This is a genomic window from Desulfurococcus mucosus DSM 2162 (assembly GCF_000186365.1).
Taxonomy (GTDB): Archaea; Thermoproteota; Thermoprotei_A; order Sulfolobales; family Desulfurococcaceae; genus Desulfurococcus; species Desulfurococcus mucosus.
In genome coordinates, this window is the sequence record NC_014961.1 from 954,490 (window position 1) to 967,723 (window position 13,234).

The following is a 13,234-nucleotide window of genomic DNA, read 5'->3' on the forward strand; positions in this document are numbered from 1 at the left end:
ATGTGCCTCGTGGATGTCAGGCTCCTAGATAGTGGTGAGAATGTTTCATTAGACGGGATTCTGGAGAAGCTGCGGAGCCTGGCTAAGGGGAAGGGGGCGGGTGCCTTCTCAGCGTTCATCGGCCTTGTTAAAGGAAGTGTTAACGGCGTGGTCGTCGATGAACTAGTGTACACAGCGATAAATGACGTAGCCCTCAGGAAGCTTGAGGAGATAGCTAGGGATATATGTGTGAAGTACTCGCTGGACGCTATAGCTATATATCATAGGCTCGGCGCCCTTAAACCCGGTGACACCACGATATATATTGTTGCATTAGGGGTTAGCAGGAGGAACACTAATCCAGCTGTATCCGAGGCCCTTGAGAGAGTGAAGAAGGAGACGCCTATATTCAAGCTGGAGAAAAGGAGTGATGGAGAATACTGGGTTGTCGGCGACGGCGTGAGATATAGGAGGGCGAGCCGCGGCAGCTAGCCGAAAACAGCTATCTCCTTTATGAGCCTGCCCTTCCTGAACCTCTCCGGCTTCAGGTTCTCGAACTCGGGTAGTGCCGGCTTGTCTCCAAGTATGTATGATGCCAGTGCTTCTGCAACTGCCGGAGCCATCATGAATCCATGGCCGCTGAAGCCTGCCGCCACGATCACATTCTCGTTTTCCTCCAGGGGTCCCACTATGGGGTGGTGATCCGGCGTCATATCATAGTATCCTACCCAGTACCTCAATACGTATACCTCGCTTAGCCAGGGGAAATACCTCACCCATATCCCTGCTGCTTTCTCGAGGAAAGCATACTTGTTCACGGCTGGTGCATCGTATTCCTCGGGTATGTCCGCCCCGATATATATGTTGCCGTGTAGCACCTGGAGTATGTAGGATGAAGTAGACCAGTCTATTATCAATGGTTTTATAACGGGTTTAAAGGCCTCCGTGATCAACACGTGCTTCGCAAGGTTCCTTATCGGGAGCTCTGCACCCATGTCTTTCACTAGGTCAACGGTGTCTCTTGCAGCCGCAACCAGTACTTTGTCGGCCTCAATCCTTCCCCGGTTGGTCTCAACGATTAACCGGCCTCCCTCACTAGTGATCCGGGTGGCCTGTGTCCCCTCGTAGATTTTAACACCGCTACGCTTCAGGAGCGCTGCGGCATTAACGGTGGCGTTGAACACGCTTGCCTTCCCGGCCAGGGGGTCGTGAACGGCTGAGAGAACTCCCTCGGTGTTCATTGAGGGGATGAGCTCCTTGACTTCCTCGGGACCCATCATCCTGGTCGGCACGTTCAGGGAGTGATGGAACTCCACTACCCGCTTGAAGAACTCGACATCCTTCTCCCTTGTTAAGACCCATAGGTAGCCGTCCCTCCTGTACTTGAACCCTAGTTTCTCCGCTAGTATGGGCCATAGGTCTATCGCCCTCTTCATGATGTTTACGTGTTCCCTGCTAGTGAAGCTGGCCCGGATCCCGGTTGCACATCTAAAGGTGCCTCCCGAGCCTATGTATGATTTTTCAACTATTGTGATATCCCTGTAGCCGTGGTCTAGGAGGGATACAGCTGTGAAGAGACCGGTTACTCCTCCCCCCACTATGAGTAGCCCTGTTTTCATGCCTTATCACCGCTGAGGAAGTACTTGATTTTAACGGGAGATATGGGTGGCCTGTTGCGCGGCATGAAGATTTCCTCAAAGCTCTTGCCGGTTTTCTTCATGAGGATGCCGGCTACGATGAGGAGGCATGTCTGCCCCTGGCACTGGCCCATCCCTATCCTGAGCTTCCTCTTCAACAACTCCAGGTTGTCGATACCGCTCTCTATGGCGTTTAACACGTCGGCCAGCGTCACGTTTTCACACCGGCAAACTATTACCTTCCTTGGATCCATGCTCACCGTGCTTCACCTCTTCACCCTGATGGCTCTGACACTCAACCACTTATCCGGCGGGACCTCCACTGTTACAGCCCATGTTCTCTCATAGCTCCATGCTTTGACAACTGTTCCCTCTCCGAGAGACCTGCCCTCCCTGTCAAGGAGCTCCACCCGGGCTCCCTTGAAGGGCGCCGGCAGCATCTCGTATGGCAGCGTCACGTATGCTTTCCCCGGTTTACTGATGTCGACCACGAATATGGCTAGCCCCGGGCATTTCGCAACGCAGACGCCGCAACCAATACATTTTTCTGGATCCAGCTTGGGTATCTCGTATATCTTGCTCTTGGACACGGCGTTGAATGGGCAGGCGGAGACACATATGTTGCAGGGGATCTCCTCAGGGCACTCTAACACGGCTACAGGGCCCTTGGCGAGCCTCTCCCTTGGTGGGAGGAGTCCTTTTTCCTCGAGCTCCTCGGGTGTGATAACACCTGTTTTCCTCGAGCTCATCTCCGTGATCCCCTCCTTAAAGCATTCATTTCTTCCTCACCTATGGTTGCCTTGAGCTTGCCTTGCCTCGCCCTGGAGACAGCCGGGCTCATCCTGTACTCGTTCCACAGGAAGTCTATTAGCCTGTTCTTCTCCTCCACGACGTCCCCGTGCCCCATTTTCTCCAGTATGGCGTACGCAGCTATCTCGCCCTCGATGAACGCTGTTGTAGCTTCCTCTATGCCGGTGAGGTCGCCGGCCACGAAGACCCCCGGGATACTGGTCTCCATGTCTACCGTTCTCACGGGTACGAGGCCGCCTGCTTCAGGTATGTACTTCATTACAGCACCCATTTGACTTAGGAGAGCGTAGTTCGGCTGTAAGCCTACTGCTAGGAGCACTAGGTCGACGCTGTACTCTCTCTCAGAGCCCTGCACAGGGTTTAGCTTCTCATCCACTGCTGCTACAACAGCCTTCTCAACTCTTTCACGTCCCTCAGCCCTTACAATGGTGTGCCCGGTGAGTATTGGTACACCATGCCTCCTCAGTTTCGATGCATGCACCACCCAGCCCCCTATCTCCTTCATCAACTCTACGACGCTGTGAACCCTTACACCTGCTTGGAGCAGCTGGTACGCTATTATCAGCCCAACGTTCCCGCTTCCCACGACTAGTGCGTCGTCACCTGGTTTAACCCCGTATTCGTTCATCAGCGTTTGAGCGCCCCCGGCCCCCATCACCCCTGGGAGGTCATTGTTCTCGAAGAGGATGGTTTTCTCCGTTGCACCCGTGGCTATGACCATGTATCTAGGCTTCACGAGGAGGTTAACGGGGTTTTCTCCTTGAACCGCTACACCCATGTAGCCCTCGCTGAAGAATCCATATGCGTATGCACGAGTATAGGTTTTGACTGTTGGAAGCTTGGATAAGGCTTCAACCAGTTTCCCAGCTATCTTGAAGCCGCGCATACCTCCATAGTACCTTGTGTCACCGAAGAACTTGTGTGTTTGCTTAACTAGCTGCCCGCCCAGCCTGAAGTGATCGGTTACGAGAACCACGTCTACTCCCTTCTCCCCTAGTTTGAGTGCTGCCTGGAGCCCGGCTGGCCCCGCGCCAACCACTAGGACATCCGTCTCTAATACCTCCTTCTTCACATGTGAGGAAACAGTGTTGACCGGTGGCTCCGGGAGCCCTTCACCGCTGACCACTGAAACCCCGTCTCTCACCGGCTCTATACATATCCTCGTGTTAGGTACGCCATTCACCTTTGATAAGCAGCTTGAACACCTCCCAATCATGCAGAAGGCTCCACGCGGCCTGCTCCCATCGGGACTCCTCGAGAAAACCCTGTAGCCCACGGCGTAGAGGGATGCAAGTATGCTCTCTCCTTCATAGGCCTCCACTATGCTGCCATTATAGGTGAAGCTTACTCTGCGTCCCCGTTTGAAATCTATTACTGGGTGCTCGTAGATCCTGTAATCTGGCATCATGTTTCACCGTGTGTCTCAGGGATGACCCTTAAGTATATACTGGGATGTATTCATTGGAGCCGTCAGATAAATAAATATTAGTGTGTTGAGAGATAGCGATCAAGGGAGGCTTTATGAGTGAGCATAGATTGGTAATCTCACTCGACCTCTTCCTTTACATTCTGCCAGAGGGTATTCCAAGGAACTCCCTTGTAATACTAGCCGGTAAAGGGGGCTCCGGGAAGAGCGCAATCGTGGCCAACATAGCTAAAAACATTGTGGAGAACGGGGAGCCAGTCGTATATGTCGGCCTCGACGATGACCCGGTGACAATAGTTGAGCAACTGGACTCCTTCGGCTTGAAGGTTGAGGAGGCTGCTTCGTCAAGGCTCCTCATGCTGGTGGATGGCTTCAGCTACCTTATTAAAGGTAGAAGGGAGAGGGCTCACCCGGCGGTTGTTGAAGAGGTGGATCCCAGGAACCCGGATAACGTGGCTAGTGCGGTGCTAAGGGTTCTCGAGTCAACTGGCTTGAAGGGCAGGGGCCTGGTGATCATAGATTCCCTTAACGAAGCCATGATCTCACTCGACCCCACACGCTTCATAGAGTTCGTGAAATTCCTGAGGGCCAATGTCTCAAAAGCACTCAGAGTACCCGTAATAGCCACATTGCACACGTCCACAGAGGGCTTCGAGGAGTACCTCTACACTATAGAGCACTTGGTTGACGGCTTGATTGAGACACAGAACCTGGAGGAAGGACTCTCCTCACAGCTACCCATGCAGGTTCGCCAGGTGATAATCAGGAAGATAAAAGGGGTCTCACACAGGCATGGCTGGGTTCTATACACTATCGATAAGACCGGTGTTAAACCAGTGATCTTAAAGGTTGAAAAATAATGAGGGCTGGTGAAAAAGGTGTTTAACGCGTACGCCTACTGCGGAGGATCACCGCTAGCAGGGCTACCACCACGAAGAGGCCTACTGCTGCAACAGTGATCAAGAGCGTTCCCGAAGCATTCACGGCTTCAACGGGCCGCGGGGTTGTTGTAGGAGACTGCACAGTGCCCTGTGTCGTTGTGCCAGGTGCCCCTGTGGTCAGGGTTGCAGTAGGCGTCTCTGCCCCGGAAACAGTGAATCCGGCTACTATGGCGTAGAGGTAGGGGGCAGTTAAGCGCACCATGATCGACTCGTTTCCGTTGACAACGGCTACACTGACGCCTGTTGACGGCGTCACGTTAACCGTGTACCCGTATGGTAGTTGCAGTGTGAATTCCACATTTTGGAAAACCGTGTAACCGGTTAGGTCAATGTAGGCAGCGTAGGAGCCTACTCCAATTGGCTCTGTGAAGTTCTCCACCGTGAAGTATAGTGCAACCCAGCTAGTGTTGTTCAATAGCAGGGTGATGGCGTCAGCACTGTAATCAACGACAACACTACCCCCGGGCTCACTGCTCGTTGACACAAGGGAGAGCCCCACCGACTGGTCGAAGGGGTTGTCTAGTGTTAACTCCACGATTGATTCAGGCCTGCTGGCAAGGGTGATGTTCAGGGTGAACACCCCGGAGTCCTCGATTGGATCGTATACTAGGGATGCGTAGAGTCCTGCGGGCACCGGCGTGGTCTGCCCCTCCATGACGGGTAGCATCGTTAAGACGAGTAGGAGTACTAGTGGTAGAGTCTCCTTGAACACGTGTCTGCACCCTTGTGTCTCAGTATTTAATAAACTATGGTATAAAAAGCGTTCACGGCTTGCAGCCGGGCGCCATCCCACCCCTCCCCGCCTTAAGGAACTGTGTTTCAGCTATATGATTCGACTAGAGGGGTGCAGCCTGCTGGTTCATTTATAGGATTAATCTGGTTAATGTTTAATCGTGTTGCATGGAGCGTGATTGACGTGTTGTTGAAGGGTGTTAGGGTGCTTGATTTAAGCCACACGCTTGCAGGACCATTCGCATCCATGGTGCTCGCTGATCTCGGAGCAGAGGTTATCAAGGTTGAAGCACCACATGGCGATGAGACGAGGAGCTGGGCTCCCTTCGTAGACGGCGAGAGCTCCTACTATCTTTCAATAAACAGGGGGAAGAAGAGCATTGTGGTTGACTTGAAGAATCCGGAGGGCAGGGAGATAATCTATAGGTTGGCTGAGAGAAGCGATATCGTGATCGAGAACTTCAGGCCAGGGGTGCCTGAGAAGCTGGGCGTAGACTATGAGAGCTTGTTGAAAATAAACCCTAGGATAATCTACGCTAGTATAAAGGGCTTTAAGCAGGGGAGCAGGTACCAGTATAAGCCGGCCTACGACCTAATAATACAGGGCATGACGGGCCTCATGACGTCGACCGGTGAGGAGGGGCGTCCACCTGTAAGGGTCAGCTTCGCTCTCTTCGACGTGATCACGGGGCTACTGCTCTCAGTGTATGTTGTGAGCACCCTCTACGCTGGGAGAAGACCGGTTAAAATAGAGGTACCCATGTATGACGCAGCAGTGTTCTCGATGTGCTACCTCCCCATGATGTATCTTACAACCGGGAGGAAGCCTAAGAGAATGGGTAATGCTCATCCCTCAATGGTGCCCTACCAGGCTTTCAGGGATAAAGACGGTAAATGGTTCATTGTTGCCGCAGCAAACGACAGGCTTTGGGCCTCGATGTGCCGTGCCCTGGGCAGGGAGGATCTAGCTGGTGATCCACGTTTCAGAACCAATGCTGACAGGGTTGCCAACAGGGATTTACTGGTTAGTATGCTCCAAGAGATCTTTGAAACCGGGAGCAGGGATGAATGGTTGAAGAAGCTCGAGGAGGCAGGGGTGCCGGCGGCGCCAGTCTACGAGCTGGACGAGGTATTCAAGGACCCCTATGTGGTCGAGCAGGAAATAGTTTACAGGATCCACCACCCGGTGCTCGGTGAGATACCGCAGTTAAGTGAGCCAGGCTACTTCAACGGGGAGAGATACAGCTCCCGTATGCATCCACCAAGGCTCGGGGAGCATACCGTGGAAGTGCTGCGTGAAATAGGCTATAGTGAGAACGAGATAGCTAGGCTTAAAGAGGAGGGTGTAGTCTACTATCCGTGAGGTGTGCAGTGTTGACTATCGCTAAGCTCGGCGTGGGTGTTAAAGGCGTTACAGCAGACCATCCTCTCGCAGTCAAAGCAGGCCTCGAAGTCCTCGAGAAGGGGGGTAATGCGTTCGACGCGGCGATAGCGGTAAGCGCTGTTCTCTCCGTTGTACAGCCACAGATGGGTGGACCCGGGGGCGACGGCTTCCTCCTCGGGTTCATAGGAGACGACATCGTTGCCTACGCCTCGTCAGGCCGCTCCCCAAGCGGCTTCGACCCCGAGAGGTTCATCACTGAGAAGCCTTTGAAAGGGCCTCTCACGGTGACCGTGCCAGGCTTAGTGTACTTATGGGGCGTCGTGAACGAAGAATACGGGACACTGGATCTAGCTACACTGCTTAAGCCAGCTATATCCCTGGCCTACAACGGCTTCCACGCCGGCTACACCCTTGCCAAGGCGGTGAAGTCCGTGGAGAAGGATCTCGCTGGATTCAAATGGGCGAAGTACTATAAGGGCATAGGCCTCGGCAGTAGAGTAGTCAACAAAGAGATGGCTAGAACCCTTAGACTGATAGCGTCAAGGGGCTGGGAGGAGTTCTACCATGGAAAACTAGCCGAGGAGATAGTTGACGAGCTACAGGATCAGGGGGTTGGAATAGGGCTCGACGACATGATGGATCACGAGGGCTACAGGGTGGAGCCCCTGAAGCTCGAGGTGGAAGACCTAGTCCTCTACGAGTTGCCGCCGAACACTCAGGGTGCTTCAACCCTCCAGTTGATCAGTGCGCTGTATGAGGAGGGGCTTGACAAGCTCGAGTTCAGGGATCCACGACGCGTTGAGGCGTGGAGCAGGCCTGTTGAAGCCGTGTACGCGTTCAGAGATGAATACTTAGGTGACCCGGATCACATGGCTATAGATGTCGGCGAGTACTTAACGTACACTAGGGTTAAGGAAATGGTTTACCGGGGTGTTGGCCGGCCTAGCGGGGGCGGTGACACAACCTTCTTCATCGTGTCGGACGGGGACTCCCTAGTAGGGTTTATCCAGAGCCTCTTCCACCCCTTTGGCTCCGGTTTGATGGCTGGAGGCTTCCCGGTGCAGAACAGGGGCATAGGCTTCGCGAGAACCACTGGGTTACCTAATAGCCCGGCGCCCAGGAAGCTCCCGCTTCACACATTGTCGATCCTAGGGGTATCGGGTGGCAGGGAGAAGTATATTATAGGGTGCGTTGGAGGAGACTACAGGCCGCAGCTACATCTAAGGGTGTATGAGAATCTCTTCGTGTACGGTATGGATCCCGTTGAAGCCGTGAACGCGCCGCGATTCATATACACTGAGCCGCGTGGCAGGCAGGAAGTAGTCGTTGAAGAGCCGTTGAAGCCCACTACCCCGGCCGGCATCACCGTTAAACTAGTTGAATACTTCGGGAGCCATGGACACGTACATGTAGCCGTCTACGATGGTGTTAAAACATTGTTAGTGAATGACCCACGTAGCGAGGGGATAGCCCTAGCCCTCAGCAACTAGCTAGGCTTCAACACCATGGTTGACCAGGGCACCCCTGTTACATGGCTTGGCCACGAAGATCCTCCAGTCAGGTTTCCTCTCTATCCTACCAAGTATTTTTTCAGCCTCCTCTAATCCCTCCACAACCCCGTAGACCGTGGGTCCCCATGAGCTCTGCCCAACGCCCTCGACACCGGCTTTCCTGAGGGCTCTAACTGCTTCACTCGAGCCCGTTGAGAACACGCCGCCCTGATACCTGGAGAACATTGATCCAACGGTCTCCTGCAACATTGTGAGCGCCCTGGTGAAAGAGCTGTAGTCTCGGTCGGCCACCGATGATGAGAGTTCAAGCATGTGGTGCGACGCCTTCCAGACGAGTTCTAACGGTATCCCTGGCTGCTCCCTGAAGACCATGTCTTCCTGTGCCTCGCCCAGTCCTTGACCGGGTGGAACGATGACTATGAAGACCCAGTCCTCTGGGAACTCCAGCCTGGTGAGGAGGGCTGGGAACTCTGAGGAAGCCGACTTACCGGCGTCGAGGATGAATCCACCATGCTTGAACACGTATGTGCCGACCCCGGAGTATCTGCCTAACCCTGTCTCCCTGGCTATTTCAACTGGATCCATGGGGGAGCCGTTCAACACTGCGAGCCCGTATGCTGCTGCAAGCACCAGCTGGGTTGTCGAGCCAAGCCCCACGTGCCTCGGGACACACTCCATTACATTCACATGGCCGCTTAAACGGTGCTTCTCCGCGAAGCCGGCTATCCTTGAGAACAGCTCGCTGGAGCGGCATCCATCAATCCTTAAACCCTCGCCCTCCTCAACCACCACCGTGTTAACCGGGTTTGAAACCGCTACACCGGCTGACACGTATCTTCTCAACTCTTTCACGAAGGGGTTAACCATACCGAAGTGTAGCCTGGACGGTGTTACTATGGTTACCTTCTCAGCCAATTCTCCACCAGCCTCCTAATGTTCTCGGCGAGCACCAGGTAATCACGGCTTCTACACGTCTTTGACACCACTCTAAATGAATCCTCAATGCTTCTTAAAGCTGCCTCAAGCTCCTCGCCTGCGAGATCCCGCCACGCCTTCACCTTGGTTGCATACACTATCATTTCTATCAGGGAGCTGTAGCACCTTGTATAGGGCTCCACGCAGCGTACAGCCCCCTCCCTTGCCTCGAGGATCCCGTATTTGAATAAACCGTAGTGTTCATACTCTACCACGCCTATCAGTTTAAGCAGGATGTAGGCCTCCGCATTCCTCAGGTAGGCTACCCCCTTCTCCTCGTCGATAATGAAGTCCTCCCTGGTTAACCCGTTCGACTCGGATTTAAATGCCGTCCTGTAGAAAAGGAATGGGTCCCTTGTCACGTTTAAAACAGGGTTTTCAACGGTTTTAAGTAGGCTGTGCGTCCTCGACCCCTTGTAGAGCTTGATTAACACCTCATCACCCAGCCTCCAGAACCCCACCGGTGTAGCATACGGCTCTGAGCCGGCGAGCAGGGTGACTATGGCCTCGTATACCACTCCCTCCTTAATCAACGCCAAGCTTACTCCACCACTCAATGTTGAATGCCCTGCTACGCATAAACCCCCTTAATCTCACATAGTTGACCCCTAGCTTCGAGTACTTGAACCTGGGGTGCACTATGTAGTCTAGTGAGGAGCCACGCGCGTTCACCACGCCTACGTGCTCGACCAGCGTGTGGAAGACTCCGCCGGCAAGCCCGTCGGCTATCACAGCGTATCCCTGTGCTGTTTCCTTCACAGTGGAGGCGCCTGGTAACCCCTTCATGCGTCTAACCGGTGCGAGGTCCCCTAGCTTCTCCTCCAGGTAGTCTACGACGACAGGGTTCCTTGACACCCTGCCTGAGAGGAGGATCTCTACTGCTCCACCTACAACCGGTATCATTGAGTAAACTGTTTTCACCAGTGACTCCATCATCGCGTCGAAGCATACGCCCGCCAAGGGGTCTTCGCTGACCTTGCTAATCCAGTCCTCCGGTGTGGGTGAACCCGTTAACGGGCCGCAGCCCGTTGAGAACACATCGTTCTTGTCGAGTGATCCAATTGCTTGGGCCACCTCGAGATCCATGGCTCCCGCGGTGAGGAAAGCTGGGCCGGGCATCAGTGTGCCGCCTACGCCGTCCACGATCAACCCGTTTCTAACCGCTATCACCGCGTTGTATCCGAAGCCCATCTCGACATGTATGTAGTTTACTTTCCCATATGGTAGTCCATGCTCACTGGATACCTCGTGTATCCCTAGGACTGCAACTGCCAGCTTGTCGGCTGTACCCATGTCAACCCTGTTGAGCTTCCTGTGGACGGGGATGCTCTCCAGGTTTATTACCGAGGGGATGAATACTCCCTTAACCCCTCTCCGCTTTAACTCCCGCGTTATCTTACCCATGGCGTCATATATGAATGCGCCCACACTACCCTTCCTTAACCCGACCTCCACCTCCTCCCTTGTAGTGGCAAGTATGAACGTGTAGTACCAGTCCTCCAGGATAGCTGTGTCCACGTCGCTTAAACGTGTCACCTCGACACCGTAGCCTGAGGGGAGTGCAACTAGATCAGCCTCACCGAACTCCTCAACAGCCTCCACTACTCTCGCCGGGTCCCTGCTCGCCTCCAAGGTATCTATGGATTTCTCGAAGCACACCTCCCCGTCGCAGAGGCCGCATAAGTCAATGCTTTTTGAACCGGGATCCATGCCTAGTACCCTGGGCAACGGGATCCACCTGCCTCATCTATCGTGTCCCGGGAGGATAAACCTAGTGTTTGAACCCGGTTCCCCTGGCTGAGGGCACCTGTATCTCGCCGGCTTTCACAATGGGGACAGCCCAGCTCCCCTTAAGCACCCAGGGCACCATTACGGCCCCTGAGACAATGTTGCTCAGGCTCATCGCTATCCATACACCTAGGCTTCCAAGCCCTAGGTTGAATGAGAGGATGTATCCTAGAAGTATTCTCACAGCCCAGAGGCGCACCACCCCCAGTATCGTTGGAAACACCGTGTGCCCTGAGCCCCTGCCAATGCTGACGCCTATGAAGAATAATGCGAAGAAGGGTAGTGAAGGTATGAAGGTTGCAACGAAGACCCGGGCCTCCCTCACTATTACAGGGTTGCCTGTGAACGCGTTGATGAATGCGTCCCTCACGGTGAAAGCTATGAGTGAACCTACCAGTGTCGAGAGCCCTATGTAAAGCATTGCCTTCGAGGCAACCCTCCTAGCCCTCTCAGTGAGGCCTGCGCCGAGTGCCTGTCCAACCATGATTGACACGCTGCCCGTGAAACCCCATAGTGTTGCATCAGCTAGATCCATGAGTATGAGTCCTATTGCGGCTGCTGCAGCCGTGTACTCGCCGAACTGGTTTATTAGGTTGTTTTGAAGCATGAATGCCAGGCTGTTTGACGCCATCATGAGTGATACTGGTGCACCGATCCTTATGCTTCTAAGTATCCATTCCCTCTCTATGTGTAGCGTTAGCTTTGGAACCATGTACGGGTACTTGGTGCTCAGCCTCCTGAGCAATAGGAGTAGCCCGGCGAGCCTTGAGAGTACTGTAGCGTACGCTGCCCCTGCAACACCCATTGCAGGCAGTAGTTGAACACCGCCTGCGTTGACGCCGAGGATGAATAATGGGTCTAGGATAACATTGGCCAGGGCTGCCAGGGCGTTTATGGTTGCAGGCGTACGTGTGTCGCCTATTGATTGCAGGATAGTCGAGTATGTCAACGTGAAAGCGGAGAAAACTATGTCGAGCGTTATTATCCTGGAGTAAGTCATGGTGTCCCCGTAGAGTTGGGGAGGCGTACCCACTATATACCTGAATATGAAGGGTCTTAGAAAGAAGTACACGACAGCTATAACACTGTTCACCATAAGGGCCGCTGAGACAAAGTAGGAGATATACCTCCTAGCCTCCCCGTAGTTACGAGCACCCACCAGCTGCGTCAACAACGCTAGATTAGCCGCAATCAACCCCTGAGCCACAGCATTCCACAACATGAACGTCGGCATAACCTGCCTCGGAGCAGCATACGCTATCTCACTATAACGGCTCAACCAGTAAGCATCAGCAATATTATACGAAACATTCACAAGCTGCACAGCCATCAAAGGCAAACCAAGCCATAGAAGAGTCCCACCAATAGAGCCCCTCAGAACCCTATCCCTCTTCTCATCAATCTCCGTTTGCCCCTGGATATTCATTCTCATCCTTTCATCTTCATTCATATCTAGGGGCCTCCGCCTCGCCCATACCTCACGGGCTGTCACCCTGGGATCATGGGTGGCAGTCGAGCCCAACAGTGTGGGGCCCCCATCTACAGGTAACCCCGCTGGGCTTGGAGCAGTGCTCCCATCACCCCTCAGGGCCCGCCACGGCTCACCCCTCACAGCCGGGGCACCCCGGTTAGACTCCACCAGCCTCCCAAAACCCATAATCATCAACCCAGGGAAACAAGCGATACAAAGGCCTATAAAATGTTTTCACCAATCCATCTAAATAGTAACAGCCCTCCGCATATAAACCATTAACCACTACCACACTACTCTACCTCGATCTCCATGTCTTCCAATCCTCTTTACATTGAGGCGGGGAAACATCTAGGTATCGCTTATCCACATGTGTAGAGCTCCTAATAGTTATCCTGCATAGAAAAACACTGCTTTTATATTGTTTTTAACAGGCTTCTTCACTTCAACTGATCGATGACTAAGTGTGATCCTACACTGCTATGGATTATGAGATGTATGTGTTGGGAAGCCGGGGTAGCGGTGGGTTGAGAGTTAAGGTATGGGTAGATGCTTGTATTGGAGAGTGGTTGGTGGAGAT

The 13,234-nt window shown here is 53.6% G+C and carries 13 protein-coding genes; 4 read left to right on the plus strand and 9 right to left on the minus strand.

Annotated elements, in window-relative coordinates:
* Entirely contained in the window at positions 1–471 is a 471-nt protein-coding gene (locus tag DESMU_RS04925) for a molybdenum cofactor biosynthesis protein MoaE (RefSeq protein ID WP_013562499.1), read from the plus strand.
* Here DESMU_RS04925 and DESMU_RS04930 read toward each other — a convergent pair.
* From DESMU_RS04930 to DESMU_RS04945, 4 genes are read right to left on the minus strand one after another with little or no spacing between them, the layout of a single operon-like run.
* A complete protein-coding gene (locus DESMU_RS04930) occupies positions 468–1,598 on the minus strand; it encodes an NAD(P)/FAD-dependent oxidoreductase (protein WP_013562500.1) in 1,131 nt (376 codons plus the stop codon). The genes DESMU_RS04925 and DESMU_RS04930 overlap by 4 nt on opposite strands.
* Complete coding sequence (locus DESMU_RS04935) at positions 1,595–1,870, minus strand: (2Fe-2S)-binding protein (protein ID WP_048078687.1); 276 nt, start codon at positions 1,868–1,870, stop codon at positions 1,595–1,597. Before DESMU_RS04935 ends, DESMU_RS04930 begins: the two co-directional genes overlap by 4 nt.
* A 12-nt stretch (positions 1,871–1,882) precedes the next feature.
* The gene (locus tag DESMU_RS04940) at positions 1,883–2,365 is read right to left on the minus strand and encodes a 4Fe-4S binding protein (RefSeq protein ID WP_013562502.1); all 483 of its coding nucleotides are present in this window, start codon (positions 2,363–2,365) and stop codon (positions 1,883–1,885) included.
* Entirely contained in the window at positions 2,362–3,831 is a 1,470-nt protein-coding gene (locus tag DESMU_RS04945) for an FAD-dependent oxidoreductase (protein WP_013562503.1), read from the minus strand. The genes DESMU_RS04940 and DESMU_RS04945 overlap by 4 nt, the downstream gene beginning before the upstream one ends.
* A gap of 116 nt (positions 3,832–3,947) precedes the next feature.
* Between DESMU_RS04945 and DESMU_RS04950 the strand changes: the two genes are divergently transcribed.
* Positions 3,948–4,712, plus strand: coding sequence for an RAD55 family ATPase (locus DESMU_RS04950; protein WP_048078678.1), 765 nt, complete (start codon positions 3,948–3,950; stop codon positions 4,710–4,712).
* 22 nt (positions 4,713–4,734) lie between these two features.
* Here DESMU_RS04950 and DESMU_RS04955 read toward each other — a convergent pair whose 3' ends face one another.
* The gene (locus DESMU_RS04955; protein WP_013562505.1) at positions 4,735–5,505 is read right to left on the minus strand and encodes a hypothetical protein; all 771 of its coding nucleotides are present in this window, start codon (positions 5,503–5,505) and stop codon (positions 4,735–4,737) included.
* A 204-nt stretch (positions 5,506–5,709) separates the two neighbouring features.
* Here DESMU_RS04955 and DESMU_RS04960 point away from each other — a divergent pair, with 204 nt between their 5' ends.
* Both DESMU_RS04960 and DESMU_RS04965 read left to right on the plus strand, forming a co-directional pair.
* A complete protein-coding gene (locus DESMU_RS04960; protein WP_048078679.1) occupies positions 5,710–6,888 on the plus strand; it encodes a CaiB/BaiF CoA transferase family protein in 1,179 nt (392 codons plus the stop codon).
* Positions 6,885–8,399, plus strand: a complete 1,515-nt coding sequence (locus DESMU_RS04965; protein WP_245526411.1) for a gamma-glutamyltransferase family protein — start codon at positions 6,885–6,887, stop codon at positions 8,397–8,399. The genes DESMU_RS04960 and DESMU_RS04965 overlap by 4 nt, the downstream gene beginning before the upstream one ends.
* On the opposite strand, the gene DESMU_RS04970 is transcribed toward DESMU_RS04965, so the two are convergent.
* The 4 genes from DESMU_RS04970 to DESMU_RS04985 are packed head-to-tail and all read right to left on the minus strand — an operon-like array spanning position 8,400 to position 12,633.
* Complete coding sequence (locus DESMU_RS04970) at positions 8,400–9,335, minus strand: GHMP family kinase ATP-binding protein (RefSeq protein ID WP_013562508.1); 936 nt, start codon at positions 9,333–9,335, stop codon at positions 8,400–8,402.
* Positions 9,320–9,934 carry a DUF447 domain-containing protein gene (locus DESMU_RS04975; protein WP_013562509.1) on the minus strand — a complete coding sequence of 205 codons (615 nt, stop codon included), beginning with the start codon at positions 9,932–9,934 and terminating at the stop codon, positions 9,320–9,322. The genes DESMU_RS04970 and DESMU_RS04975 overlap by 16 nt, the downstream gene beginning before the upstream one ends.
* On the minus strand, positions 9,921–11,123 hold the full coding sequence (locus DESMU_RS04980) for a DUF1464 family protein (RefSeq protein ID WP_013562510.1): 1,203 nt from the start codon (positions 11,121–11,123) through the stop codon (positions 9,921–9,923). The genes DESMU_RS04975 and DESMU_RS04980 overlap by 14 nt, the downstream gene beginning before the upstream one ends.
* 43 nt (positions 11,124–11,166) lie before the next feature.
* Positions 11,167–12,633 (minus strand): MATE family efflux transporter, encoded by a 1,467-nt coding sequence (locus tag DESMU_RS04985; protein ID WP_245526412.1) that lies wholly within the window; start codon positions 12,631–12,633, stop codon positions 11,167–11,169.
* Between the last annotated feature and the right edge of the window lie 601 nt (positions 12,634–13,234).